At 39.3% G+C, this 26,342-nt stretch carries 24 protein-coding genes and 1 pseudogene; 3 read left to right on the top strand and 22 right to left on the bottom strand.

Annotation, left to right across the window (positions count from 1 at the left end; translation table 11 throughout):
* Positions 1-33 precede the first annotated feature (33 nt).
* Positions 34-1,242, bottom strand: coding sequence for a YbfB/YjiJ family MFS transporter (locus tag ABC374_RS07335; RefSeq protein ID WP_413016700.1), 1,209 nt, complete (start codon positions 1,240-1,242; stop codon positions 34-36).
* An 18-nt stretch (positions 1,243-1,260) separates the two neighbouring features.
* Complete coding sequence (locus tag ABC374_RS07330; protein ID WP_413016698.1) at positions 1,261-1,650, bottom strand: tautomerase family protein; 390 nt, start codon at positions 1,648-1,650, stop codon at positions 1,261-1,263.
* A 164-nt stretch (positions 1,651-1,814) separates the two neighbouring features.
* Here ABC374_RS07330 and ABC374_RS07325 point away from each other — a divergent pair, with 164 nt between their 5' ends.
* A complete protein-coding gene (locus ABC374_RS07325) occupies positions 1,815-2,699 on the top strand; it encodes a LysR family transcriptional regulator (RefSeq protein ID WP_350302057.1) in 885 nt (294 codons plus the stop codon).
* 466 nt (positions 2,700-3,165) lie between these two features.
* On the opposite strand, the gene ABC374_RS07320 is transcribed toward ABC374_RS07325, so the two are convergent.
* The 5 genes from ABC374_RS07320 to ABC374_RS07300 form a co-directional block, all read right to left on the bottom strand.
* On the bottom strand, positions 3,166-3,378 hold the full coding sequence (locus ABC374_RS07320) for a YxiJ family protein (protein ID WP_413016696.1): 213 nt from the start codon (positions 3,376-3,378) through the stop codon (positions 3,166-3,168).
* Between the two features lie 104 nt (positions 3,379-3,482).
* Entirely contained in the window at positions 3,483-3,764 is a 282-nt protein-coding gene (locus ABC374_RS07315; protein ID WP_413016694.1) for a hypothetical protein, read from the bottom strand.
* Between the two features lie 27 nt (positions 3,765-3,791).
* A complete protein-coding gene (locus ABC374_RS07310; protein WP_413016692.1) occupies positions 3,792-4,115 on the bottom strand; it encodes a hypothetical protein in 324 nt (107 codons plus the stop codon).
* 924 nt (positions 4,116-5,039) lie between these two features.
* Complete coding sequence (locus ABC374_RS07305) at positions 5,040-5,255, bottom strand: DUF6366 family protein (protein ID WP_127777896.1); 216 nt, start codon at positions 5,253-5,255, stop codon at positions 5,040-5,042.
* Positions 5,256-5,542: 287 nt separating this feature from the next.
* Complete coding sequence (locus tag ABC374_RS07300) at positions 5,543-6,424, bottom strand: DMT family transporter (protein WP_063575036.1); 882 nt, start codon at positions 6,422-6,424, stop codon at positions 5,543-5,545.
* A gap of 167 nt (positions 6,425-6,591) precedes the next feature.
* Here ABC374_RS07300 and ABC374_RS07295 point away from each other — a divergent pair, with 167 nt between their 5' ends.
* On the top strand, positions 6,592-7,152 hold the full coding sequence (locus ABC374_RS07295; protein WP_258831634.1) for a helix-turn-helix domain-containing protein: 561 nt from the start codon (positions 6,592-6,594) through the stop codon (positions 7,150-7,152).
* Positions 7,153-7,382: 230 nt separating this feature from the next.
* On the opposite strand, the gene ABC374_RS07290 is transcribed toward ABC374_RS07295, so the two are convergent.
* On the bottom strand, positions 7,383-8,051 hold the full coding sequence (locus ABC374_RS07290) for a DNA alkylation repair protein (protein WP_413016690.1): 669 nt from the start codon (positions 8,049-8,051) through the stop codon (positions 7,383-7,385).
* A gap of 660 nt (positions 8,052-8,711) precedes the next feature.
* Complete coding sequence (locus tag ABC374_RS07285; RefSeq protein ID WP_413016688.1) at positions 8,712-9,170, bottom strand: NUDIX domain-containing protein; 459 nt, start codon at positions 9,168-9,170, stop codon at positions 8,712-8,714.
* 207 nt (positions 9,171-9,377) lie between these two features.
* On the opposite strand from ABC374_RS07285, the pseudogene ABC374_RS07280 reads away from it, so the two are divergent.
* Positions 9,378-9,494, top strand: a pseudogene (locus tag ABC374_RS07280) (tyrosine-type recombinase/integrase); the annotation flags it as partial.
* 146 nt (positions 9,495-9,640) lie between these two features.
* On the opposite strand, the gene mutL reads toward ABC374_RS07280, so the two are convergent.
* The 13 genes from mutL to rny all read right to left on the bottom strand — a co-directional run bounded on the left by mutL (position 9,641) and on the right by rny (position 26,296).
* Positions 9,641-11,581, bottom strand: a complete 1,941-nt coding sequence (gene mutL, locus ABC374_RS07275; RefSeq protein WP_413016686.1) for a DNA mismatch repair endonuclease MutL — start codon at positions 11,579-11,581, stop codon at positions 9,641-9,643.
* Positions 11,582-11,604: 23 nt separating this feature from the next.
* Complete coding sequence (gene mutS, locus ABC374_RS07270) at positions 11,605-14,232, bottom strand: DNA mismatch repair protein MutS (protein ID WP_413016684.1); 2,628 nt, start codon at positions 14,230-14,232, stop codon at positions 11,605-11,607.
* 270 nt (positions 14,233-14,502) lie between these two features.
* Positions 14,503-15,042, bottom strand: coding sequence for an outer spore coat protein CotE (locus ABC374_RS07265; protein ID WP_034313495.1), 540 nt, complete (start codon positions 15,040-15,042; stop codon positions 14,503-14,505).
* Positions 15,043-15,254: 212 nt separating this feature from the next.
* The gene (locus tag ABC374_RS07260) at positions 15,255-15,683 is read right to left on the bottom strand and encodes a YlbF/YmcA family competence regulator (protein WP_101224709.1); all 429 of its coding nucleotides are present in this window, start codon (positions 15,681-15,683) and stop codon (positions 15,255-15,257) included.
* A gap of 1 nt (position 15,684) precedes the next feature.
* A complete protein-coding gene (gene miaB / locus ABC374_RS07255) occupies positions 15,685-17,229 on the bottom strand; it encodes a tRNA (N6-isopentenyl adenosine(37)-C2)-methylthiotransferase MiaB (protein WP_350302050.1) in 1,545 nt (514 codons plus the stop codon).
* Between the two features lie 533 nt (positions 17,230-17,762).
* Positions 17,763-18,803 carry an L-threonine 3-dehydrogenase gene (gene tdh / locus ABC374_RS07250; protein ID WP_413020287.1) on the bottom strand — a complete coding sequence of 347 codons (1,041 nt, stop codon included), beginning with the start codon at positions 18,801-18,803 and terminating at the stop codon, positions 17,763-17,765.
* 211 nt (positions 18,804-19,014) lie between these two features.
* Positions 19,015-19,311, bottom strand: coding sequence for a hypothetical protein (locus tag ABC374_RS07245; RefSeq protein ID WP_413016681.1), 297 nt, complete (start codon positions 19,309-19,311; stop codon positions 19,015-19,017).
* Positions 19,312-19,467: 156 nt separating this feature from the next.
* Entirely contained in the window at positions 19,468-20,334 is an 867-nt protein-coding gene (locus ABC374_RS07240) for a 2-oxoacid:ferredoxin oxidoreductase subunit beta (RefSeq protein ID WP_413016679.1), read from the bottom strand.
* Positions 20,321-22,078, bottom strand: a complete 1,758-nt coding sequence (locus ABC374_RS07235) for a 2-oxoacid:acceptor oxidoreductase subunit alpha (protein WP_101224707.1) — start codon at positions 22,076-22,078, stop codon at positions 20,321-20,323. Before ABC374_RS07235 ends, ABC374_RS07240 begins: the two co-directional genes overlap by 14 nt.
* A gap of 216 nt (positions 22,079-22,294) precedes the next feature.
* Positions 22,295-23,230, bottom strand: a complete 936-nt coding sequence (locus tag ABC374_RS07230; protein WP_413016677.1) for a dipeptidase — start codon at positions 23,228-23,230, stop codon at positions 22,295-22,297.
* Between the two features lie 132 nt (positions 23,231-23,362).
* The gene (spoVS, locus tag ABC374_RS07225; protein WP_029281188.1) at positions 23,363-23,623 is read right to left on the bottom strand and encodes a stage V sporulation protein SpoVS; all 261 of its coding nucleotides are present in this window, start codon (positions 23,621-23,623) and stop codon (positions 23,363-23,365) included.
* Positions 23,624-23,797: 174 nt separating this feature from the next.
* Positions 23,798-24,595, bottom strand: coding sequence for a TIGR00282 family metallophosphoesterase (locus tag ABC374_RS07220; RefSeq protein WP_350302047.1), 798 nt, complete (start codon positions 24,593-24,595; stop codon positions 23,798-23,800).
* A gap of 141 nt (positions 24,596-24,736) precedes the next feature.
* The gene (rny, locus tag ABC374_RS07215; protein ID WP_063231807.1) at positions 24,737-26,296 is read right to left on the bottom strand and encodes a ribonuclease Y; all 1,560 of its coding nucleotides are present in this window, start codon (positions 26,294-26,296) and stop codon (positions 24,737-24,739) included.
* Between the last annotated feature and the right edge of the window lie 46 nt (positions 26,297-26,342).

Here is a 26,342-nt window from a genome sequence, read left to right as displayed (position 1 = left end):
AATTACTCCCCCGATTTTGTATTTTAATCCCTATTATTTCTCTTCTGTTTTTTTGTATTGGATAATTGAATTTATTATGTTAGGGTTGTTCTCGAAATGAATCCCACTTGAAAGCAAAATTGCCCCAAAGAAGACAACACACGCTGCGCCAATAAAAGCAGCATTAAAATCATGTGTGAATGATGATAAGACTCCAGCAAGGGCTGGTCCTATCAACTGTCCAATAGCATAAATAGCAGAGAGAATGCCAATAGTCCGACTGCTATCAGATGGATTCATTTCTCGTCCCAATGTTGTAGCCAGGGTGGTGATACCCATAAAGGTGGCTCCAAATAATAAAGCACTAATGACAAAACTAGTTTTTGACATCCAAAAGGCTGGCATCGCAATACCGAAGGATTGCAGAGCCATTGCAAGCACTAAAGATTTAATGAATCCCCATTTTTTAGCTAGTAAAGACCAGATGAGACAGGACGGAATCGCAGCCAATCCCACCATCATCCAAACTAAGGTGGCACCATTATGAAAGGATGAGGTCTTTTCAGCGATAGCTACGATAAACGTTCCTGTAACAATGTAACCCAATCCTTCTAAACCATACGCAATAATCAACCATATAAGCCATTTAGCGGGGGGTACTTTTCCAATCATATCTCGTTTATTTTTCTTCTCGACGACGTTGGGGGTTTCATCGAGCCAGATCCATACAAAGATAGCAAGAATTCCACTCACAATAGCTAGTCCTATCCATGTTCCTTCCCACCGAAATAAATGGTTTAAACTCGGAATCATTAGACTTGATAAAAAGATTCCCAAACCTACTCCCCCATAAAACATCCCCGACCAACTGGTTTTTCTTATAGTTGCAAGTTTATCTAACACGATACCGGAGGCTAAGACCAATACAAAAGCACTGGCAAATCCTGATAGGAAGCGAATTCCATTCCAAAGTGAATTAGAGTATGTGAGACCCATTAGGGCCGTGGTTAAGATACTGATGATTAGACTTATTCTTAACAAAATGGTTCTATACTTCTTAAAAGGAATGGCACTTGCTAAAATTGCTCCAAGCAAATATCCTGCGTAATTACTGGTTGCTATATAACCAGCAGCTGTATTTGATAAAGAAAGTTCTTTTTGCATAAGGGGAAGAATGGGAGTATATGCAAATCTTCCAATCCCCATAGCAATGATTAAAGAAAATATTCCCCCTATTAAAAAATGATAAGTTTGATTCTTCAAAGATTCTCCTCCAATTAACTATAATGAACCTGTTAGAAACTGTGCTTCCCCTCGTCCAAAACTCCAGTCAGCATCGCTGTTTTCTGCTATAGAAACCATCAAGTCCTGTGGAGAAATCCCACAGTCCGATTCAAGTTTATGAGCAAGAAGTGAGTATAAGGTTTCTTTCTGTTTTACAGTTCTTTTTTTACTTACAATACTAATGATTACTAGGTCTCTGCTTCTTTTAAACCCCAGTCCGGTATCCTCGATTATTAGCTCATGCGGCGGGTGTTGATGAACTATTTGATAACGATCACTTTCAGGCACTTGGAAAGCTTCCACCATCGCATGGTGAGCCGAATCCAATAATTTCTTTAAAGTTTCTTCGTTTCTTCCTTCTACTAAATCAAAACGTAATAATGGCATCTTGTATCTCCCCTCAAAATAAATAATGATTTTAGAGTGTCCAACTGAAATGTAGGATATTATAAGCATATCTTCTTTTTGCTATATGGTATAATACTTAAAATCGATATTTGGTATCACTCATAATGATGGCTAAAAGATATATCAACTAAGGAGAGATTATTTTGGATTTGCACTCATTAAAAATTTTCCACAGTGTTGCTAAGATGGGAAGCATTTCTCAAGCAGCAAGAGAACTTCAATATGCACAGTCAAATATCACGATGAAAATACAGCAGTTGGAATCGGATCTTCAAACAACTCTTTTTTATAGACATAATCGTGGCACTGCATTAACTGACAAAGGAAGCATGTTGCTAACATATACAGAAAAAATATTCGATCTTATAGAAGAGACCAAAAATATGATGAATGATGATCAAACACCCAGAGGTCCGTTAATTATTGGTTCAATGGAAACAACCGCAGCAGTTCGCTTACCAGTCTTGTTTTCAAAGTATCACAAAGATTTTCCAGAGGTTGATTTAACTTTAAAAACAGGCTCCACTGAACAAAATATTCAAGCAGTCCTTCAGAATGAACTTGATGGAGCATTTGTGGCTGGACCCATTAATCATCCAGATCTCATTCAGAAAGAAGTATTCGAAGAAGAACTAATGCTCATTACAGATACAGTTCATCCTCCTATATCTTCTATCAAAGATATTCAAACAAGGACGCTGCTTGTATTTCATGCAGGATGTGCTTATCGGGAAAAGTTTGAACTATGGCTACAACAAGAGAAGATGATACCCAATAAGATAATGGAATTTGGCACTATAGATGGGATCATCGGTTGTGTAGCAGCTGGTCTAGGTATAAGTATGCTTCCGCAAAGTGTTGTTTCAAAACAGGTACAAGAAGGAATCATTCGACAACACTCAATTCCGAATGGAAAAGTTAGGACAGTTTTCATTTATCGAAAAGATAAGTATGTACCTGCATCCTTAGAAAAATTTATAAATTTGTTGAGTGAAGAGGAGGAACTAATTAATAAAATAGAGGGGTAACCTAGATTATATTTTCGATAAGGAAGAATAAAATAATTTCGTTTAATGTGTCATTGAGGTGTTGGAAGTTGAACATTATTATCAAAGCTTACTTACATTCGAAGGAAACAAAGTTCATACAAAGTGGCAGCTTCCCTGTTCCTAATTCAGATTTTAAAAAGGATTCAGATTGTCAGCTGCCATTGCGGCATACGAGTTGTTTCAGAGATTAAAAACCACTACGTGAGATCTGCATCCCAACCAGCCTCAAACTTGTTTCTACAAGTAGGGGGCGGACAGTTTAGTTCACGGGATCAAGCCCCACGCACCCGTACGTCCTCCCCTGGCTAATTATATAACGGTTCTATTTAAAAAAGGCCAACCAGTAAAAACTGGCTAACCTTATAATACGAACGCACGGTTAGTTCCAGCCATAAAGACAGCTTCGATCTTCAGCTAACGCACCCTTTAGCTTAATAAGGAATGTTTATTTACATAGCAACTGTAATAATAATTCCCTTGTCTCTTCATAGTTTTTATATTCTTGTGAAAAATCGTTAAAGTTCCCTATTTTGTCTTCAAAAAATCTATACTTTTTAAATAAATCAAAGAAGGAAAGATGTATCATTTCAATCTGACCTTGAGGGATTTCATTCAATTTACCTACTAAAATATAACTTAGAGTTCCTGCTATATTCATACAGTAAGTATTAAAATCACCTGTCCCCCGTTAGTTGCATAAAGCTGCCTTAAAGACAGCACCGATCTACAGATAACGCCCCCGTTAGTTCATTAAGGAATACCTTAAAGAATTTCGTATAGACCCAAAACAACACACATTAATCCTCCGAAAATAAATAAAACTTTAAGAAACCAATAATTAAATGTTAGAGGTAAGGGCGTTATATATTTGATGTGTTCAAAAAATTTTCTATTATCAAACCGATAACGAGTCGTATAGATCAAACCAGTCCAGGTTGCGATAATACCAAATATAGTTGCAAATATAGAACCAAAAAAGTCTTTAACCACTCTAATCCCACCTAGCTTAAAATGCCTTTCTTTTATACGTTTTTTCCAAACCATTATGGTTTAACTCTAATTAGAAAATTTTTAATGAATAAGGGAGGACAGCCATTCAACTAGATAACCAATATACCAAGCAAAAAATATGCTAAATGTCATAAATAGATTCCCTGCAATCCCAAACAAAGAAAATTTATTATTGTATTTTGAACCTATCCTAGCCAAGATGATACCAATTGGATTCATAATAAAAGTCCAAGCCCAAATAGGAAACCCTTTGTCAAGACCTATATTTTGACTAGGAACCAAAAAGAATATAAACCAGAATAGAATTCCTAATAAAACACAAACCAGTGATAAAATACTCCAATAAGATTTCCTTAATGGCAAAACTTCTTTTGTTTCATTCATACATTATCCTCGTTCCTATATTCAACATATAATTACGTTCCGATAATCATCCTAACAGAAATCCTTCCTTATGTAAGGAAAATATGCCAATGTACATTTCTTTAATGAACTAACCTGCCCCGTTAGTACCATAAGAAAAAGCTGCCTTAAAGACAGCTCAGATCTTTCAGCTAACGCACCCGTTAGTTCATTAAGAAGTACTTTCGACTTAATCAATTAAAATAAACTCTTTACTAAACGAATTATCATTCTTGGAATAAGAGTTAAGATGTTAAAAACCAATTCAGATAAGATGGAATCACGAATTTCATTAATTATGCTTTTGAAAAAGCCTTCTTTGCCTTTCTTTTTCATCTTTTGTATCCTCTTTTTATCTTCATAATTACTCCAATTATATTCCTCTAAAATACATCCTCAATTATTCTGCCTCTTTAGTCCATAAAAAAAAGAGCAGCTAATTGGCTCCTGATATTGAGGTAAAGCATCCGTTTGTTCAATTACAAAAAATATATAACCCACAATTGAGATGAAATGATTAGTAGAAATGTCAAACCTAGCCCAATTAGTTCCTTTTTTGTTGCCTTTTCTAGTAAATACCGTTCAATTAATGTTAAAGACAATCCAATGACTATGAAGATATATGCCATAGACCGATAATCATTGTAAACACCGTAATGCAAGGTGGAAACAAAGTGGATAATTCCTGCTGTTATCCATAAAAGTAACGCTGGAATAAACAAAGGCTTTATTCTATTTTTTAAAATTTTCATTGTAATATCACTTCTCCATAAAGACATCTTACCAAAAATCGTCCTTTATACCTCAAGAAAAAATTCCCTTTTCTTATTGAACTATCCTGCCCCTTTAGTTCCATAAGAAAAGAGCTGCCTTAAAGACAGCCCCGATCTTCAGCTAACGCATCCGTTACTTGAAGAAAAGTGATACAAAAATAAAGCCAATAATGATTACAAGAATGAGAATTCCCGTACCTTTCCAACCTAAACTTCCTACTAAATCAGCAAGACCGCCACTGTTTGCTTTATTAAAAGCATCATTCAAACTACCAGTCGGATTTCTTTTTAATTCTTCTTGTCTTAATCTCTCTCTTTTTCGTTCAGGAGTTTCTTTGTTTTCTTGCACTTAAAACAACCCCCTATAAATTAAACAACTATTCTTTTATACTTTACCACAAATAACCATTTCCCTTGTTGAACTATCCTGCCCCGATAGTTGCATAAAGAAAAAGCTTCCTTAAAGGCAGCTCCGATCTTCAGCTAACGCACCCTGTTAGTTCATTAAGAAAAGCGAAACTTCTTCAAGAATCGCGCCTTTAATTGAACAAGGAAGTCATTTTAAAAGATATTCTTCTTATAAATGTTCTTCAATTAAATCTATTCTTTCTCGTACCGCCAATTAATCTCTATTATTTATTCGTTATTTCTTTGCTGTAGTAAAAATAATGCTAAACCGATTAAGATGAGTGCGATACCCATACCTTGTTGTAAAGAAATAACCTCATCCAAAATAAAATAAGCGAGTATACAGGTTCCAATCGTCTCTCCTAATATGCTCATTGAAATAACTGAAGTACTTAGCCATTTCAACAGCCAATTAAAAATCGTTTGCCCTAATATCGTTGCAATAAACGCTAATCCAATAAAGGACAACCATGTTTGTGTGGAATAATCAACGAAAGAAGTTTGCTGGCTGAACGCAAAAATACACAAAAATAGTGCACTGCTGGCATAACCGATAACTGAATATGGAATAAGAGATAGCTTTTTACGAACATGCTGGCCTACAAAGAAATAGGCTGTAATAACCCCCGCTGCAATAAAGGCTAGTATATCACCAAATAAAGCTTGTCCACTAATTTGAAAATCTTGCCATCCAATAACGATACTTCCGGCAATCGCTACAAGACAACCTATTACAGCACCTTTACTGAATCTCTCTTTAAATAGAAAATATCCACCGACCATCGAAAAAAGTGGCTGCAATGTAACGATAACCGTCGAACTTGCTACAGAAGTGTAATTTAATGATTCAAACCATAATACATAATGAACTGCTAAAAATAAGCCTGATAATAGTCCGAGTCCCCATTGTTTTTTTGACAATGAATATAATTCATGTCGATTCCTTTTATTTATTAATAAAAATGGCAAAAGCATTATTGTTGCAAAAAACAGCCGATAGAACGCCGTGATTGTCGCAGGTGCATCTGCTAACTTTACAAAGATTGCTGAAGTTGATAATGCAAATACGCCAAAAAATAAAATTACATAAGAAATAATTGATGATTGCAATTTTATATCCTCCGATTCCTTGTTTATAATATTGAAATTTATATAATATAATGTACAAACGTAAGTATAAAATTTTTATGTAATTTAAGAAAGTACTAATTACTTATGTTCAGTATGTCAGCACAAAAGGAATGAAATATACATTATTGTGGAAAGGAGTCTTTACCATGATTAATTATCGCCTTGGTCAAACAGTATTAAGTTATCGTAAGAAAAACGATATGACAATTCGTGAATTTGCCGATTATGCAGGAATCAGCACTTCGCTTATTAGCCAAATTGAAAGAGGACAAGCAAACCCTTCGCTAAGTGTACTAGAATTGATTGCAAAAGCATTAAATGTACCATTGTTTACGCTTTTCATTAACGATATTGATACCGATTCACTCATTTCTAGAAAAAAAGATCGGAAGAAGGTGTATCGTGAAAATAACGACCATATTGTCTATGATGTGTTAACGCCAGATTTCATGAAAGCACGTATCGAACTCTTAATGATGGATTTAAATGCACACGCAATCACTACGGAAAGCCACTATTCACACGACGACAAAGAAGAAATTGCTGTAGTCATGAAAGGTCAATCGTATGTTGAATTGGAAGGCACTGAATATTTTTTAGATGAAGGGGATGTAGTGCGTATTCCACCCAATATTAAACATCGATTTTTGAACAAGAGTGATGAAACAAATCATATTTTATTTGTACTAACTCCAGCGCTAGTTTAAATAGCACTCTTCCTATGTAAGAATGAAAAGATAAAATAACTACCGTTACAAAAAAGAGGCTGCTCCAAAAATCGATCAATTATCGATTTTTGGAACAGCCCCGTTAGTTCCATAAAGAAAAAGCTGCCTAAAAGACAGCTCTGATCGTCCTAGCCTATTACAATTTTCATATTGAGGCTTTGAATTCCTTTATTTTTTGCATTAAACCCTAATAAATTTTTCAGAGATAACTAATTATTATGTCGTTTGTTAACTTCAATTGTAATGAACTCCGGCAAATAGCTGGGAGTACATCCTTTTGCTACTATTTCATCTTTGTAAAGACCTGTTTTCTCACCAAGTTTAATACAACGTGCACGATTCTTTTCATCATAAACGCCTATCCAGCCTGCGGTGAAATTCATAGCCCATTGAACTTCCGGTACTTCCTGCGTAATATTAGCTTCTAATGCAGATAGCAAGTATGTGGTGTTATCAGGCGGTGTTTGTCCAGTCCATCTCAATCGCCCTTGATAATACCAGAAAGCTCGCCTTTGAAGAGCAGAAGGACTATTTTCCCATGACTCCATCAATGCAATTTTCTTCTTGTCTTTGGTGAGCTGATTAGCCATTAACCAATCCATTAAGTTATTTCGCTCATCAAAAGTGTGAGTCTGCATATCCTTATCAAGCTTATTTAGCACATCTTGTGAAAGAAGTTTTTTGTCCATAATTAAGATTGCTAATAGTCTGGGCAAAAACTCTTCGGTTGACCAAAGTTCCATAGCTAGTTCGTGATCTTTTTTAATGTCCTTCGCGATTTTTCGTAAGTCGCCTAGCTTAGTTTTACTATTGATCTGAGGTAGAATGTTTTCTGCTTTTGAAAAGCGTTTTATTTCTGTACCTTTATTTTCATTCATTTTATACAACTCCTTTATTAAAGCACTGTTTCATAATATGTCCTTTACGGGATATATCAAGAACTTAATTTCGTTATAAGTCTTATTGCAGTGGTGTGCCTCCAAAGTTAATATTGTAGTATATATCGTATCAAAGCTTTCTCCACCTATAATAGAAGAGCAACCATCTTTAATATAATAATAACATTTACTTCCTTTTAATTGGATACGAAAAGAGCATTCCTTTTTAAAGAAACGCACCCGTTAGTTTAAGTGTATTAAATCACAAACTTAGCTGGTTTTGTTTAATAGAAGAGATTTGCTCATTAAATAAGAAAAAGGCTTTACTCTATATTGAAGTAAAGCCACACGTTGAACAAGTAAATTAGATTAGTACATAAATCAAAACTATAATTCCTATTAACATAACAAAAAGGGCACTCAAGAACCCATTATTTATTAAAGATTTCCATAAATTCTTTTTCTCATTCTCATTAATTCTCATACAAAACCTCTTCCATTTTACTATTTCTTAATGAAGTAAAGCACCCGTTAGTTTAAGTGGATTTCTTCACAAACTTTTTAGTATTTCAGTTAATACAGGAATGCTGCCCCTTTAGTGCCATAAGAAAAGGAGCTGCTGATCAGCTCCTGATAAAGAAGCTGTTAGCTTAATAAAAATTATTTATCTAGTTGTTCATTATAAATACTAATTGAATGTACCCTCTCTTTTAATAAGTTATCTATTATTTGCTTTAGTACCCTTGGTTCACGTAGTTCTTCATTATCAAATTTCACAAGGTCATTCACCTTAATCCATCTACTGTCTAAAATTTCATCTTCTTCAAGATTTAATGAACCACCATTAACCTCACCAGTAAAATGAAATAGAATAACTTGATTGTTTGTACTACTGATAAAATTATATACACCCGTTGTACCATTAAGTTTTACATCAAAGCCAGTTTCCTCTTTTACCTCCCTACGAGCTGAATAGAGAATGTCTTCACCATATTCAATGCGTCCACTCGGAAAGTTCCACTTATCAATAGCAGTTGGTTTATTTTCTCTAATTATTAAGACTTCATCATCTCTGAATATTGATACACTAACTGCTAAAACTATCCCATTATGAGCCATCCTTTTCGCCTCAGTTATTTAATTTTATATTTATTGCTACCTTATTCTCTACTTAACACCTGATTACCTTCTTCTACCACTAACCTGCCCCGTTAGTTCATCAAGGAAATCAACAACATCCTTAACATACCCTTCTAATAAAAAAGAGCAGGCATTAGCTCACTCTTAAATTTCTTTAATGACTGGTTTACCCAGCTTGTTCTCAGACGATTTCACGATTTACGCCATACACATGCAACTATGATGTTGGAGATCGGAGAAAATGCTAAAGTGGGATCAGAAAGATTAGGACATTCAAAAGTTTCTATAACCCTAGATACATAAAGTCATGTACACATAATATACAGGACTCTTCAGCTGAAAACTTTTCAAAAGCCCTAGGATAAAAGTCCTTGGACCAATAAATGTGGTCATTTAACTAAAAAAGCAATGAAGGGCCCTATTACATAAGGGTCCTCCATTGCTTTTAATTACATGATCCTCTTGAACATTTTCTCCATTTCATAAATGGAATACGAGATGATTATAGGTTTTCCATGAGGGCATGTGAAGGGATCGGTTGTCCGCCTTAGTTCATCCAATAGTGCTTGGATTTCATCATTGCGCAGATGACGGTTTGCCTTTATGGAGGCTTTACAGCTCATCATGATAGCTGCTTCTTCGCGCAATTTTTTGATGTCGACCTTTTTCATCGAGAGCAATTGTTCAATCATTTCTTCAAGTATTTCCTGTTCAATTCCTTTAGGGAACCATTGTGGATGCGATCGGACAATATAGGCGTTGTAGCCAAACTCCTCTAAATAGACGCCGACTTTTTCCAACTCATGCCGATATTCATTTATCCGGATACATTGGTCTGTTGAAAATTCAAGGGTGATGGGAACCAGCATGTCTTGTAGCTCGTTTTCAACACGTCCGACCTTCTCTTTAAAATACTCGTATTTGATCCGTTCCTGGGCAGCATGTTGGTCTATGATATATAAACCTTTTTCGTTTTGGGCGAAAATATATGTTCCATGCATTTGCCCAATCGGGTACATGGGAGGGATGCGGTTAGCAGGTTCATTCGCTTCGATTTCTTCCTCTTGTTCGACAGTGTAGGTTGTATACTTTTCGGCTGACTCGAAATATGGTTTGCTTTCATCATCTTGTAAGACCGGTACATAGACATCTTCCATTTGCTGCTGTTCATTGCTATAGATTATTTCCTTTACTGGTTCAAAGTCGAAATCTTCATTATGATCCACATAACTCTTTTGTTCCTGCTTTTCACGAATCAAGGTATCCTTCAAGAGTGAAGCTTCTTTCTTGGCTTCTTCAAGAACCCGCTTGCCGCTTTCCACAACATGGTCCAATTCCAGCGTAGTTTGCTCACTTTTCACCTGTTCCGGCTTTGCTGCAGGTGTATATCCACTTGGAATTAGAGACATCTTTTTAAACGAAGATTTGATCGTTTCCGATACAAGACTGAACAATTCCTGTTCCTTACTGAGCCTTACCTCCATTTTGGACGGATGTACATTGACATCGACAAGAATCGGGTCCATTTCAATATTCAACAAAGCAATTGGAAAACGCCCAATTGGTAGAAGTGTATGGTAACCATCCAGGATTGCTTTCACGAGCGCATAGTTTTTAATGAAGCGGCCGTTTATCATGGTTGAAATATAATTTCTTGAAGCCCGTGTGACTTCGGGCATGACGATATATCCGGATAATTTGAAGTCCAATGAGCTTGCCTGAACCGGAATCATCTTTTTGGCAATATTCGTCCCATAAATTGCGGCTAGCACCTGCCTGACATCGCCGTTACCATTCGTATGCAGAATACGCTTCTCATTGTGTGTTAACCGTATAGAAACATCCGGGTGCGAAAGTGCAAGCCTGTTAGCGACATCCGTAATATTTCCTAGCTCGGTATGAATGGTTTTCATATATTTCAACCTTGCAGGAGTATTGTAAAACAAGTCGGAAACAAGGATATCCGTTCCTTTACGGCTGGATGAAGCCTCAAGTTCCTTAACCATGCCGCCTTCAAGAAGTATGCGCGTTCCTACACCTTCGCCAGTGCTGCTTTTCATTTCAAAACGGGAAACTGAAGCAATACTGGGCATTGCTTCACCGCGGAAGCCGAGTGTTCGGATTCGGAAGAGGTCATTTTCATCTTTTATTTTACTTGTGGCGTGACGTTTAAATGCCGCTTCTATGTCATCAGCCAATATCCCATCGCCATTATCCACGATCCTAATGGAACCAAGTCCAGCCTCCACCAATTCAATCTCTATAATGGTACTGTTTGCATCTATTGCGTTTTCCACAAGTTCCTTAACCACTGAGGCTGGGCGTTCAACAACTTCGCCAGCTGCGATTTTATTAGATAAAGCCTCGTCGAGCTGTATGATTTTCCCCATTTTTATCGCCTCGCTTTATTATCTCATTTAAGTTTCTTTTGTAATTTATAAAGGGTATTCATCGCCTCAAGTGGCGTCATTTCAAGAATATCCAGTGATTTTATGTCATCAAGCACCTTTTTTTCCTTAGGCGAGGAATTCATTTTTCCTTTAGGAGCCTCTTCCCCAAAGAAGGAAAGCTGTGCCTCATTGACGGATGTTACCGGGGCTACTTCAGCAATAGGTGCTTTTACAGAAGCAGCAGGCTGTTCAGGCATCTCCTTTGCCAGTCCATTTTCATTTTCCAGCTGCGCTAAAATTGCGGCCGCCCGATCTATTAACTGCTCCGGTAAATCAGCTAGCTTTGCCACGTGAATTCCATAGCTTTTATCTGCAGGACCTTCTTTAATTTTATGAAGGAAAACGACATTTCCATTTTGCTCAATGGCACTGACATGGATATTTTTCAATTTTGGCAGTTCCGCTGCCAGCACTGTCAATTCGTGATAATGAGTCGAAAAGAGAGTTTTTGCCCCAATTTCCTCATGAATATATTCAATGATGGCCTGGGCAAGCGCCATCCCATCGTAAGTTGATGTTCCCCGCCCTATCTCATCAAATAATATTAAACTGTTTTCTGTCGCATTCATGATGGCATTTCTTGCTTCAAGCATCTCGACCATGAATGTACTTTGACCGGAAATCAAATCATCTGCCGCGCCGATCCTAGTGAATACCTTATCAAAAATAGGCAATTCAGCTATACTTGCGGATACGAAGCATCCAATTTGCGCTAAAATCGATGTTAGCGCTATCTGACGCATATAGGTACTTTTACCCGACATATTAGGCCCTGTAATCAAGAGTAACTCCCGGTCTCCATCCATGAAGCAGTCATTAGGGACATACTCCTGTGATTGAAGGACTTTCTCGACCACTGGATGCCGGCCTTCCTTCAGTACGATTCTTCGATCATCAGAAAAGACAGGCTTCACATAATGGCGTTCTTCGCTAATCGTCGCAAAGCACTGCAAGACATCCAGTTCACTGACACCTTTCGCTAAATCCTGTAAGCGCGGGATATAGCTTTTGACCTCTTCACGAAGATTGAGGAATAGGTCATATTCCAAACTGATGCTTTTTTCTTCTGCTTGTAAAATCAAAGCTTCCTTCTCTTTCAACTCAGGTGTGATATAACGTTCGGCATTCGTTAAAGTTTGCTTCCGTTCATAACGGCCTTCTTCAAGCAGATGCAAATTGGCTCGTGTGACTTCAATATAATAGCCAAAAACACGATTATATCCGATTTTCAATGATTTGATTCCTGTGCGTTCCCGCTCTTCCCGTTCAAGCTGTGCAATCCAAGTTTTCCCGTTTCTGCTGGCATCCCTGTATGTATCCAGCTCCTTATGGAAACCGTCCTGAATGATATTTCCTTCCTTCACGGACAATGGAGGGTTTTCTACAAGTGCCGTTTCAAGCAAATCCGTCACTTCTTCGCAAGGATCCAATTTATCGGCCAGAATTGAAATATCCTGATTTGAAGCCATTGACTTAACGATTTCACGAATGATCGGCACCTGTTGCAATGAACGTTTCAGTTGAATCAAGTCCCGAGCGTTTACATTCCCGAAGGCCACCCTTCCGGCAAGTCGCTCCAAGTCGTACACTTCCTTCAGGCGTTCACGTAAGTCCTGCCGTTCGAAGTATTGATTTTTTAGGGTTTCAACAAGGCTTTGTCTCCGCTCGATCTGTTTTTTATTAATGAGCGGTCTATCAATCCATTGTTTCAACATTCTTCCGCCCATGGCTGTTTTCGTTTCATCAAGCAGCCATAATAATGAGCCTTTTTTACCTTTGGAACGAATGGTTTCAGTTAATTCCAAATTACGTTTGCTATAATAATCAATTTTCATATATTGAGATGTTTCATATGCAAGCACTGGCTGTAAATGATCCAGGCTGCGCTTTTGGGTACGGTATAGATAATTCAATAAACGTGAAGTCGTTGTCGCCAGTTTCTGGTCTTTTAACAGATGAAGCAGTGCAACGAATGACTCGCTTTGATCCAAATTATTCTCTAGGGATAGAGCGGCAGCGCCCCGTTCTTGCAGCTTTTTTTTCCATTCTTCATTGAAATCCTCGGCAATGACCACTTCACTCGCACCAAGGATGGCAAATTCATTCAGAACTTCCTCGAAACTCTCAATTAGAGTGACCTTATTTTCCCCTGTCGATAAATCATTGTATCCAAAGCCAAACTGACCATCCGAGAAATAAGTGATCGTGGCAATATAATTATTTTCCTTTTCACGAAGACCCTTACTATCCATTTTCGTTCCCGGAGTAATCAGCTGGACAACTTCCCTGCGTACAACTCCTTTGGCTTGCTTCGGATCTTCGGTTTGTTCACAAATAGCTACTTTAAAACCTTTTTCTATCAATATATCAATATAATTAGCAGCCGAGTGATACGGAATGCCGCACATCGGAATTCGCTCTTCACTACCGCCTTCTCGGCTTGTTAATGTGATTTCGAGCTCTTGAGATGCATTCAGCGCATCGTCAAAAAACATTTCATAAAAATCGCCTAAACGAAAAAATAAAAAGGCATCCTGATACTCTGCCTTAATTTTTAAATATTGCTGTATCATCGGAGTATATCCAGCCATTCCTTCAAAACCTTTCCAAACTATAATCTATTACACATTTATGTCCTTCATTATAACATATGGGAAAGCAACATTGCCTGTATTCGAAATTGCATGGTAAATCAATTATCCTTTAAATTGTAGCTAGCTGTATCTGCAAGCCATACGCAGGGATATAGTAACATTTCATTCCTATTTTTTTCTCATTGCCAGGCCTGCAAGGGACTTGTCCCGCTTCAAATTAAATAAAACCGGATGAAGGGAATGTCATCCGGTATTAATTTCTATATTCTATTCGTCTTCGAATTCATCAAGGAAATCCGGATCTAAATCTTCGAAATCCTCATCATCGAAATCAGAGCCCCAGTCATCCTCACAGCGGCCATCTGGACTTACAGCGACACAAATTTTCGTTTCGCCGACGACTTCCACAAAGAATTCCCTTTCCACATGGACAATGATTTTTTGTCCACATGGGGAGATGCAAGCTTCTAAACAATTCGGCTGTTGGACAGCTTTTGCAACGATTTCATGGTCATCAAGACAATCGGGATCACGGTATTTCAGCGAAATAACGTCGGTATATTGCACTTTTTCAGTTACAACTTCCGTCTTCGAATTTTGGTTATAGGAATACCAGACGTTGATTTCGTAGCTGCCGTGAATTTCTACCTTTTTGCCGACTTTCTTTGCATCGTATTTATGGTTGATGATCCAACAACCTAGAATGCTAGAAGGATGATGAGCCGGGCAAATGGTGTGAGAGGACTTTGTGAATTTGCGTCCTTTTGCCACCACCGCTTTAGTAATTATCTCTCTATATTGTGACATGCTAGCGAACCCTCCTCATACAGTTTCCATTCATCCTATGCGTGGTAAAAGTCTAGTGTGCGTAGAATTTTAATTGTTTGAAAACTGCTGTAATGTTTTAAACCTAGGTTATTTTATGCGCATGTTTTGGGATATGTGTCACGAATGGGCACTGTATAAGGATTTCTGAATCTAAAAAAAGCCCTTCTGAAATCAGAAGGGCTTTTTTTTATTCATGAACAGCTTCCGCCGCCTGCTTGTACCTTTGAACCTGTCTCACCGCGAAGGACGTCTCCTTCGGTCGATTCAATAATCAGGTCCGTCACCTTATTCGATACCTGTGATGAAACCATTTGTAAAAGGTCATTTACATCCACTTGGGATTGTTTGAATTCTTGCACGATCGGAAGTTCATCCAATTGTTTTTCCAGTGCATCGATTTTGGCCTGAACTTGACTGTATGCTTTCTCTTTGCCGTAATGCTGGAAGTTTACAGCCTGTTTTTGTAAGCTCTTGATGCTGGCGATCATTTCACGGATTTTTTGGTTTTCATTGATGTGAGCTTCTGCCCGTTTAAAGAAATCGACTTCTTCCGTGCTTGCGATCATTTCAGCAAGCTCGGCAGCTTTGTTCAGAATGTCATCTTTAGTATATTTCGTCATATTACTCCACCTCAATCGCCGTTGCTTCTTCAACCATATCCCCATTCAGTGACCATGTTTTCGTTCCGGTGATTTTCACTTTTACGATTTGGCCAATAGCGGATTTTGGTCCTTTGAAGTTCACGAGCTTATTTTTCGTTGTATAACCTGCTAATACTTCCGCATTCTTCTTGCTTTCGCCTTCAACGAGCACTTCAACAATCTGCCCATCATACTCCTTCATTTTCAATGCACACGTTTCATTGACAAGGGAGTTCAAGCGCTGCAGACGTTCCTTTTTCACTTCCATCGGTACATTATCCTGCATTTTCGCAGCCGGTGTTCCCTCACGTGGTGAATAGATGTAAGTATATGCCGCATCGAAACCAACTTCACGGTATAAAGACATCGTTTCTTCAAAGTGCTCTTCCGTTTCATTCGGATAACCTACAATGATGTCAGTGGTTAGCGATGCACCTGGGATAGCTTCCTTGATTTTTTTTACTAGCTCTAAATATTGTTCACGTGTATATTTACGGGCCATGATTTTAAGTGTTTCCGTACTTCCCGATTGAACTGGAAGATGGATATGGTCAACGAGATTACCGCCCTTAGCCAATACTTCAATCAAGTGATCATCGAAATCACGTGGATGGCTTGTCGTAAAACGAATACGCGGAATATCGATTTTGCGGATTTCATCCATCAAATCACCGAAACGGTATTCGATATCCGTAAAATCTTTACCATAAGCATTCACATTCTGTCCAAGCAGGGTTATTTCCTTGTAACCCTGTGCCGCTAAATGACGGACTTCCTGTATGATATCTGCAGGCCTGCGGCTTCTTTCTTTCCCTCTTGTGTACGGTACGATGCAGTATGTACAAAACTTATCGCAGCCATACATGATATTGACCCATGCCTTCGTTTTTCCTTTACGCACTTTCGGAAGGTTCTCGATTACATCACCTTCTTTAGACCAAACCTCAATGACCATTTCCTTGGAAAGATAAGCTTCATTAAGAATTTGCGGCAGGCGGTGGATATTATGCGTTCCGAAAATCATATCTACAAAATGGTGCTTCTCTAGAATCCGCTTTACAACTGACTCCTCTTGTGACATACAACCGCAAACCCCAAGCAATAGATCCGGCTTTTCCAATTTCAATGATTTTAAATGTCCCAATTCACCGAACACTTTATTCTCTGCGCCTTCCCGAATCGCACAAGTGTTAAGTAAAATGACGTTAGCATCATCCACCGTGTCTGTCGGCTGATAACCAAGTGCCATAAAGATGCCCGCCATGACTTCTGTATCATGTTCGTTCATTTGACAGCCAAAAGTACGAATGTAAAACTTTTTACCTTCTCCCATTCCACGGAAACCTTCAGGAATGGCAAAGTCATCATGATATTCTACTTCTTCTTTTCCTCGCTTTTTCGCATCTTTTAAGGAAGGCGGAATATAAACGGCTTGAAAGTACTTACTGAAGTCCTTTTCGGATTTTTTGTCCGCTGGATTCTCAGCCTGTACTTGTTGTGATTCTAATCGTTGTTTCTCGTTCATAGTTAATCTCCTTTCAAAATAGTTAGTTTATTTCTTTCACCAACTATTTCAAGACCTATCTTCTAATGGTTTTATACGGATTCCTTTTTAGGAATTACCAGTAAATATTTGCTTTTAAGTGTGATATATCCACATTATTATAGTATAAAGCTTTTAACAGCAAGAAACAATCATTCTGTCATGGCTTCTTGAATTGTAAGAAATTTTTCACAAATACGGGAAATAAGAACATGAAAAAAGAGGCTAAGACGAAATTAGCCTCTTCTTATTTAAAAGATAGGAAGATACTATTCCTCACAGCTTTTTCAAATGCAGACCATGCAATTTACTCGTGAGTTTGGGCGATTTACTCGTGAATATGGGCACTTCACTCGTGAATTTGCACTTTACTCGTGAGTTTGAGCGATTTACTCGTGAGTTTAGGCACTTTACTCGTGAGTTTAGGCACTTTACTCGTGAATTTGAGCGATTTACTCGTGAGTTTGGGCACTTTACTCGTGAATTTGCGTTTTACTCGTAAACCTTCTCACTCTTTAAGGTATCAGGAGCACCTTACCACACTGACCTTTGATCATCAGTTCAAATCCCTTTTCAAAATCGCTTAGTGGAAAACGGTGGGTAATCATTGGTTTTACATCAACCTTGCCACTTTCAAGCAGGCTTGAAACCTGTTGCCAGGTTGAAAACATCTTCCTTCCTGTTATTCCTTGGACAGTAAGGCCCTTGAATACTATATCCTCCGTTATATTAAGGGTGACGGGCTTAGAAGGCAAACTTAGAATTGATATTCTTCCACCATTTGTCGCCATCTTAAACCCTTGTTGGATAGCCGCCGGATTACCGCTCATTTCGCAAACGACATCCACCCCATCGGCACTTGTGAGGCTTTTCGTGATTTTCAATGGATCCTGTTTAATCGAATGAATGAGGTCTGTAGCACCCATCTTTTGGGCCAGCTGAAGTCGATATTCATTAATATCAAGAGCGATTACTTTATCAGCACCTGCGGCCTTTGCTACAGCAATCGCCATCAGCCCGATTGGGCCACAGCCAATTATTGCCACCGTTTTACCCAGCACCTCGCCAGCTAGCACTGAATGGACTGCATTGCCCATCGGTTCTTGTATGGTAGCCATATCAAGTGGCATATCACTTGGATTTTTCCATAAATTTTTGGCGGGCAGAGCTATATACTCTGCAAAGCATCCTTGTTTATCGACACCGATAATATTTGTTTTTTTACAAATATGGAATTGTCCGGTTAAGCACTGCCTGCATGTGCCGCAAACAATATGTGTTTCTGCAGATACGCAATCACCAACCGAAACATTGCTTACACTTGCTCCTATCTCCATTACTTCCCCAGCAAATTCGTGCCCAAATACGTATGGTGGATTCACTCTTCCCTGCGACCATTCATCCCAGGTGAAAATATGAATATCCGTTCCACATATCGAGGTCATTTTCACTCGAATCAATACTTCGTCATCACGAATTTCCGGAATATCGACATTTTGTAATTGAGCCCCATAACCTCGGTGGTGTTTGACGACGGCTTTCATTTTCCCACTCAACATGTACACTCCCCCTGAACTAGGGCTGCTACTTTCATCTACCTTAATATGTAAAGATATGAAAAACTAAATAAAAAAATACCATAAACGCTTTTGTACCGACTGGGGAATTCGTACATTTTTATTAAATGGGTCATGTTTCTATAGCATCCTGTGCGCTCTCGAATAAGATATCTTGTACAACAAATTAACTGAAGGAGTGACTTATATGTCATGTGGATGCAATAATCACGATCATCACGATCGGGACAGAGATAATGATAGAATCGCAAACGATTTTTGTCGTGCTGTGAGGGGCTGTAATAGGCGTGACCGCGATCACCATCACGATCGCGATAACCACCACGATCGGGATAACCACCACGATCGGGATCGGGATCGGGACAACGATAGAATCGCAGACAATTTTTGTCGTGCTGTGAGAGGCTGTAATAGGCGCGACCACGACCGCGACCGTGATCGGGACCGTGACCGCGACCGCGACCGTGATCGGGACCGCCATTGTCACAGAAGGAACCGTTGCAATATCTTCGGCTGCGGATGCAATAACGGTTGGTGGTAAGCTAATTCAGAGAGTATAGTGATTCTCTCTAATTGAGCTTTCCAATTAATCACAAAAAAGGTTCACCCCATCTTAAGGGGTGAACCTTTTACCTTTTACCTTTTACATAAATTCAGCAACAAGCTTATCAAAGTGCGCTTGATCAAGAGTCAAATCTGATTTATTTAACGCTTTTTCAGCATACCCTGGCACTAATTCCTGGTATGAAGGGCGCGAAGAGTCTTGATAAATAATCCCTGTCACAAGGCTGTCATGCTGCATCAAAGTCTGCATGGCCTGTTCTTTATTTGATGGATCATAGCCTTCAATACTGTTCAATTTAGTCAAGTTTTGTTTAAACCAATCATACGTATTGATTTTATTGTATGTTACGCAAGGAGAGAAAACATTGATAAAGGAGAACCCTTTATGGTTTATCCCTGCTTCAATGATCGCCGTCAGGTCTTTCAAGTCTGTGGAAAAGCTTTGGGCGACAAACGTAGCGCCAGCTGATAATGCTAATTCCATAGGTGAAACAGCCTGTTCTATTGATCCTTCTGGAGTGGATTTCGTTTTAAATCCAGCAGCGGACCTAGGAGAAGTCTGACCTTTTGTCAATCCATATATTTGGTTATCCATGACAATATACGTAATGTCGATATTACGGCGGATCGCATGGATGGTGTGTCCCATCCCGATCGCAAAACCATCTCCGTCACCGCCTGAAGCTATAACGGTCAATTCACGATTGGCCATTTTTACTCCTTGGGCGATTGGCAGTGAGCGGCCATGGATGCCGTGGAAACCATATGACTTGATGTAACCGGAAATACGGCCTGAACAGCCGATACCGGAAACAACAGCCAAGTTCTCCGGCTCCAATCCCACATTCGCTGCCGCACGCTGCATGGCAGCCTGAACGGAGAAATCTCCGCAGCCAGGACACCAGTTAGGTTTTACATCATTCCGAAACTCTTTAAACGTTGCCATATTCGAACATCTCCTTGCATTGTGTGTGAATTTCATGCGGGAGGAATGGGTTGCCATCATATTTTAGGATGCTTTTAATTTTATTAACATGTCCGACATTCATCTTGATGATATTAGCCAATTGTCCAGTCGCATTATTTTCAATAACTACTACTTTCTTAGCACTTTGCACCAATGATAGGACTTCATCAGCTGGGAAAGGATGAATCAAACGGATTTGCGCATGATTCACTTTCATTCCATCCGTTTCTAACCGGCCGATCGCTTCATCAATCGTCCCGCGTGTTGAGTTAAAGCCAAGAATTAATAAATCCGCTTCTTCATGCGGTGTGTTTTTGTATACTGGTGTTTGGAATGTGTTAGTTAAATTATTCAGCTTACGCATCCGTTTATCCATTTGCAATTTACGATTCAAAGCCGTCTCGGAAGGTCTGCCCGTTTCATCATGTTCAACACCAGTAACATGGTGAATTCCATTTTTCATACCAGGCACCACACGCGGTGAGACTCCGTCTTCCGTTACTTCATAACGCTTGAAGTAAGATTTGTCTTCAGCCTCTTCAATTTCAAAGTCCACCAATTTCCCTCGTCTTATCTCCACTTTGCCGTAATCAAGCGGCTGAACCGTTTGTTTACCTAATGATAGCTGTAAGTCGGATAGAACGATAACTGGACATTGATATTCCTCTGCAAGGTTGAATGCTTCCGCCGTATCATAAAATGCTTCCTCAACAGTACTCGGAGCCATGACGATTTTAGGTATTTCACCATGTGTACCATAAATCATGGCCATTAAATCGGATTGCTCCTGTTTTGTAGGAAGTCCCGTAGATGGACCGCCACGTTGAGTATCGACGATGACAATTGGCGTTTCGGTAATGCCCGCTAAACCAATTGCTTCCATTTTTAAGGAAAGTCCAGGTCCAGCTGAAGCTGTGATGGCACGTACACCACCATAGTTTGCACCGATTGCCATTGTAGCCGCCGCGATTTCATCTTCAGTCTGGATGACCGTTCCGCCAAATTGAGGAAGTTTTTTAATTAGGTATTCCATAATTTCCGAGGCAGGAGTAATCGGGTAAGCTGCCATGAAGCGGCAACCGCCTGCAACTGCACCTAAAGCGATAGCATCGTTTCCAATCATGAACATTCGTTTTTGGCCGTCTGCCTTTTCCAGCTCCATTGCGCCCAGTTTTTCTCCAAGCAACACTTCCATTGCCTTATAGCCAGCAGTAATGGCATCCATATTCTTCTTAACGATTTCTTCACCCTTACGGCCGAATATTTCATCAACCACATCGTTGAATACGGAAATCTCCATTCCTAGAACAGCACATGTCGCACCGATGGCGACCATATTTTTCATTAATGATGTTCCTAATTCGGCTGCTATTTCCGTAAAGGGAACAATATATAATTCTGCCTTTGTATCTTCTGGGCAGACAGGTTTGAATTTTGCATCTGCAATTATGATGCCACCCTCATGTAATTCTTTATAATTGACGTCAATTGTTTCTTGGTCAAAAGCAACTAAGATGTCTAAATCATCAGAGATAGCACGAGTTTCCGTAGTACTTACACGAATTTTGTTATTCGTGTGTCCACCCTTGATTCGGGATGAGAAATGACGGTAGCCATACAAGTAATAACCTAAGCGATTGAGGGCAATACAGAATATTTCTCCTGTACTTTCAATACCTTCACCTTGTTGTCCGCCAACTTTCCATGAAAGTTGATTGATCATGTCTTACACTCCTTTAGGACGTTCGTATATAAATGCATTTAACCGCACCTCTCTTCAGAACATTCAACTATGTAAAATTATCGTTCTAATTTAGGAAAGGTGTACTAAACGCTTTCAATTCTATCGGTTAAATCATCAAATTGCAACCTTTTTGCTTTTATTTTTTATATTTTCAGAATATTTATTCATATCTATATAGTAAGAATTGAAAATCACTTAAGATATTTCCTTTCCAAGCGGAAAATTACGAGTGAAATTATCAAAAAGGAGACCTTTTACAAACTCACTGGAATAAAGCCTGTTCAGTTCATTGATTAAGTTATGATAATCATTATATGACCTTAAATTTTCTACCATTTGATCGATTCCATCGAAGTCAGACCCTAATCCAATTTGTCTTTCCCCTCCCAAACTGCATATATGCTCAATATGTTTCAGGATATCCTTTATCGTAGCCGATTCACCATTTGCCAGAAATTGCGGGACAAAGGTTACGCCGATCACCCCATTTTTCTGCAAAAGGGCTTTTATCTGCCCGTCTTTTAAATTTCGCGGATGCGGACAAAGATGGTAAGCATTCGAATGGGAGGCAATTGGGAATTTCGCCAAATTTAAGGTGTCCCAAAATCCCGCTTCGGATAAATGGGATAAATCGCACCAAATCGAATTCTCATTCAATTGCGCGACCACCTCGGTTCCAAACCCTGTCAAGCCGCCCCCTCTTGTTTCTAATGCCCCATCCGCTACCAAGTTGGCGTAATTCCAAGTTAGACCTACGGAGGAAACTCCAAGATGAATAAGGGTTTTAAGTTTCAACAAATCATTCCCGATGCAATCGCACCCCTCCAAAGTTAGCATTGCACCTATTTCCTTTTCTTTTAAAGATTCGATATCTGCCTTGGTCTTTATAAATTTCATTTCCGGCTCTGATAAAATCTTTTCATGAAAAATATCCACCATTGCCAAAGCCGCTTGAAATCTCATATCAGGGTGGACTTTTTCAGGAATATATATGGCAAAACATTGGACCTTTCCCCCTTCATCCAATAATCCCCGCTTTGTTATATGTAACTTATCACTATTCGCAAAAGAAATATCCGGATCGATGAACATCTTCATCAGTACATCACAATGGGCATCAAAAATAGCCAATGTAATCCCCCTTCCTGTGTCTTTTTATGATTCTATATTCCATTATAAAGGGATATATATTTTTCGTCATTTGGATTTCACGACAAAAAAGAGCCTGCTCGCCATCCGACAAACAGGGCATCCAAACATGAATTATCTTGGTTCAATGATTAGTTTTATTGCCGTTCGCTCTTCGCCATCAATAAGTATATCTGTAAAGGCAGGAATACAAATCAAGTCAACTCCACTAGGTGCGACAAACCCTCTTGCGATTGCAACTGCCTTGACGGCTTGATTTAACGCACCTGCACCGATTGCTTGAATTTCGGCTGCTCCTCTTTCCCTGAGCACTCCCGCTAGTGCGCCTGCTACAGAATTAGGATTAGATTTTGCTGAAACTTTTAATATTTCCATTCCTAGTCCTCCTTGTTTTCCCTGCCGATTCTAACTTGGCTCAATAGTTATAACACTTTCCACTGCTACTATATTCATCAAGTAAAACTTGTATGACAAAGAAAACCGGGATTGTCCACCATTTATTAATGAATGGAAAAACGGATGGCCAGTTTGACTGTCCATCCGTTCGAATCAATGATAAAAGGGGTGATCCTCGTTAATCAGTATCCTTTCTATTTTTTTAGCTCTGCCAGTTTTATCATCAATTTCAAGGAGTACCCCACTTAATAGGGTCCGCCCCTCTTTTGGCACTTCGAAACGAGCAGGAAGGCTAGTTAGGAACCGCTGAATGACTGCATCTCTTCCCATACCAAGGATGCCATCATATGGTCCTGTCATGCCTACATCTGATATGTAAGCGGTGCCTCCAGGCAGTATACGGTTATCGGCTGTCTGGACGTGTGTGTGTGTACCGACAACGGCTGTAACCTTCCCATCCAGGAACCACCCCATAGCCTGCTTTTCACTTGTAGCTTCTCCATGAAAATCGACAAAGATGATTGGTGTCTTTTTTTGAGCCTCTGCCACGAGTTCTTCAGCCTTTTTGAACGGACAATCCAAATCCGGCATGAATGTTCTCGCTTGCAAATTGATGACCGCTATTTCATACTGGTTCAATTTTAAAAATTTCATTCCTTCTCCAGGTGCCCCGTCTGGAAAGTTCGCTGGACGGACGAGATATTTCGCTTCATCAATAAAATTGAAGATATCACGATTATCCCATGTATGATTTCCCATGGTCACCGCCTGCGCCCCCCACTCTAAAAAACTGCGGTAAATCTTTTCTGTAATTCCCCGGCCACTTGCTGCATTCTCGCCATTGATGACCGTGATGTGCGGACGATGCTTTTCTTTTAACTTAGGAAGGTATTCTTGGATCATGTCACGACCAGGAGACCCCACTACATCTCCAATAAATAGCAATTTCATTGTAAAACCCTTTCTGGATTCACCTAATTATATGAATTATTCAAGTAAGTATTGTAACATAATTTGGGGTAAGTATAAGAATTACGCTTAACGAAAAAGAAAAAACGAAGTGGTTTGCACCACTTCGTTTTTCATTAACGATTATTTAGCGTATTCGACTGCTCTTGTTTCACGGATGACCGTGACTTTTATATGACCAGGGTAATCGAGCTCTTCTTCAATCCTTTTCCGGATATCACGTGCGAGTCGATGGGCCGAAAGATCATCAATTTGTTCTGGTTTCACTAGAATCCGCACTTCTCGTCCGGCTTGAATTGCAAATGATTTTTCCACTCCATCATAGGATTCGGAAATTTCCTCAAGTTTTTCAAGTCTTCTAATGTAATTTTCAAGCGTTTCACTTCTAGCTCCCGGTCTTGCAGCTGATAATGCATCAGCGGCAGCCACAAGCACTGAAATGATGGAAGTTGGTTCAGTATCGCCATGATGTGAAGCGATGCTGTTAATGACCGTTGGATGCTCTTTATATTTGGTTGCTAATTCAACGCCAATTTCAACGTGACTGCCTTCCACTTCATGATCAATCGCTTTCCCAATATCATGCAGTAGACCTGCACGGCGGGCAAGAACTTCATCCTCACCAAGCTCAGCGGCCAGTAAACCTGAAAGCTGGGCCACTTCAATTGAATGTTTAAGTACGTTTTGCCCATAACTGGTACGGAACTTCAAACGTCCTAGTATTTTGATGAGATCTGGATGGAGACCGTGAACTCCAACTTCAAAAGTCGTTTGTTCACCAATTTCACGAATATGTTCATCTACCTCACGTCTTGCTTTGTCAACCATTTCTTCAATGCGGGCCGGATGGATCCGTCCGTCCTGAACAAGTTTCTCAAGAGCCAAGCGTGCCGTTTCCCGTCTAATTGGATCGAATCCAGATAAAATGACAGCTTCAGGAGTATCATCAATAATAAGGTCAATACCTGTTAGCGTTTCTAACGTCCGGATATTTCGTCCTTCACGTCCGATTATCCGTCCTTTCATTTCATCGTTTGGAAGATTTACTACAGAAACGGTGGTTTCTGCAACATGATCAGCCGCACAACGCTGAATGGCAAGAGAAAGAACTTCTTTTGCTTTTTTATCAGCTTCTTCTTTGGCACGGGTATCACTTTCTTTAATCATAAGCGCTACATCGTGAGCAAGCTCGTTTTCCATTCGGTCTATAATGATTGCTTTAGCTTCTTCACGAGTTAAACCGGAAACACGTTCAAGCTCTGTTTGCTGCTTACGAACCGTCTCGTCCACTTTGCTTTCCATCTCTTCAATATGCTGTTGTCTTTGGTTTAGAGAATCTTCTTTTTTCTCCAAAAGGCTTTCACGTTTGTCTAACGTTTCATCCTTGCGGTCCAGATTCTCTTCTCTTTGCAATAACCGATTTTCTTGTTTTTGTAATTCGTTCCTTCTTTCACGGGCTTCCCGATCCGAATCGGCACGAACTTTATGAATTTCATCTTTTGCTTCCAACAAGGCTTCTTTCTTAAGTGCTTCCGCTTCACGTTTTGCATCCTCAAGGATGTGTTCAGCAGAGCCCTTTGCCCCTGCTATTTTACTCTCAAATTTTGATTTGTGAATAAAATAACCAACAACTGCACCGACGATTAGGCCAAGCAAAGTGAAGATGATTGTCATGGGTTCCATCGTTTCACCTCCCCTTGCTATGAACTTTTTACATAAAATGTTGAAC

This window comes from Peribacillus phoenicis, from assembly GCF_047238085.1.
GTDB lineage: Bacteria > Bacillota > Bacilli > Bacillales > DSM-1321 > Peribacillus.
This window is presented reverse-complemented; position numbering and strand designations above follow the sequence as displayed.

Coding starts and splice junctions, on each gene's coding strand:
- ABC374_RS07330 (WP_413016698.1), bottom strand. CDS start 1,650: ATGCCATTATTACGTTTTGATTTAGTAGAAGGAAGAAACGAAGAAACT.
- ABC374_RS07320 (WP_413016696.1), bottom strand. CDS start 3,378: ATGAATATAGCAGGAACTCTAAGTTATATTTTAGTAGGTAAATTGAAT.
- ABC374_RS07315 (WP_413016694.1), bottom strand. CDS start 3,764: ATGGTTTGGAAAAAACGTATAAAAGAAAGGCATTTTAAGCTAGGTGGG.
- ABC374_RS07310 (WP_413016692.1), bottom strand. CDS start 4,115: ATGAATGAAACAAAAGAAGTTTTGCCATTAAGGAAATCTTATTGGAGT.
- ABC374_RS07295 (WP_258831634.1), top strand. CDS start 6,592: ATGATTAATTATCGCCTTGGTCAAACAGTATTAAGTTATCGTAAGAAA.
- ABC374_RS07290 (WP_413016690.1), bottom strand. CDS start 8,051: ATGAATGAAAATAAAGGTACAGAAATAAAACGCTTTTCAAAAGCAGAA.
- ABC374_RS07285 (WP_413016688.1), bottom strand. CDS start 9,170: ATGGCTCATAATGGGATAGTTTTAGCAGTTAGTGTATCAATATTCAGA.
- mutL (WP_413016686.1), bottom strand. CDS start 11,581: ATGGGGAAAATCATACAGCTCGACGAGGCTTTATCTAATAAAATCGCA.
- mutS (WP_413016684.1), bottom strand. CDS start 14,232: ATGGCTGGATATACTCCGATGATACAGCAATATTTAAAAATTAAGGCA.
- ABC374_RS07265 (WP_034313495.1), bottom strand. CDS start 15,042: ATGTCACAATATAGAGAGATAATTACTAAAGCGGTGGTGGCAAAAGGA.
- ABC374_RS07260 (WP_101224709.1), bottom strand. CDS start 15,683: ATGACGAAATATACTAAAGATGACATTCTGAACAAAGCTGCCGAGCTT.
- miaB (WP_350302050.1), bottom strand. CDS start 17,229: ATGAACGAGAAACAACGATTAGAATCACAACAAGTACAGGCTGAGAAT.
- ABC374_RS07240 (WP_413016679.1), bottom strand. CDS start 20,334: ATGGCAACGTTTAAAGAGTTTCGGAATGATGTAAAACCTAACTGGTGT.
- ABC374_RS07235 (WP_101224707.1), bottom strand. CDS start 22,078: ATGATCAATCAACTTTCATGGAAAGTTGGCGGACAACAAGGTGAAGGT.
- spoVS (WP_029281188.1), bottom strand. CDS start 23,623: ATGGAAATATTAAAAGTTTCAGCAAAATCTAATCCTAATTCTGTAGCA.
- ABC374_RS07220 (WP_350302047.1), bottom strand. CDS start 24,595: ATGAAATTGCTATTTATTGGAGATGTAGTGGGGTCTCCTGGTCGTGAC.
- rny (WP_063231807.1), bottom strand. CDS start 26,296: ATGGAACCCATGACAATCATCTTCACTTTGCTTGGCCTAATCGTCGGT.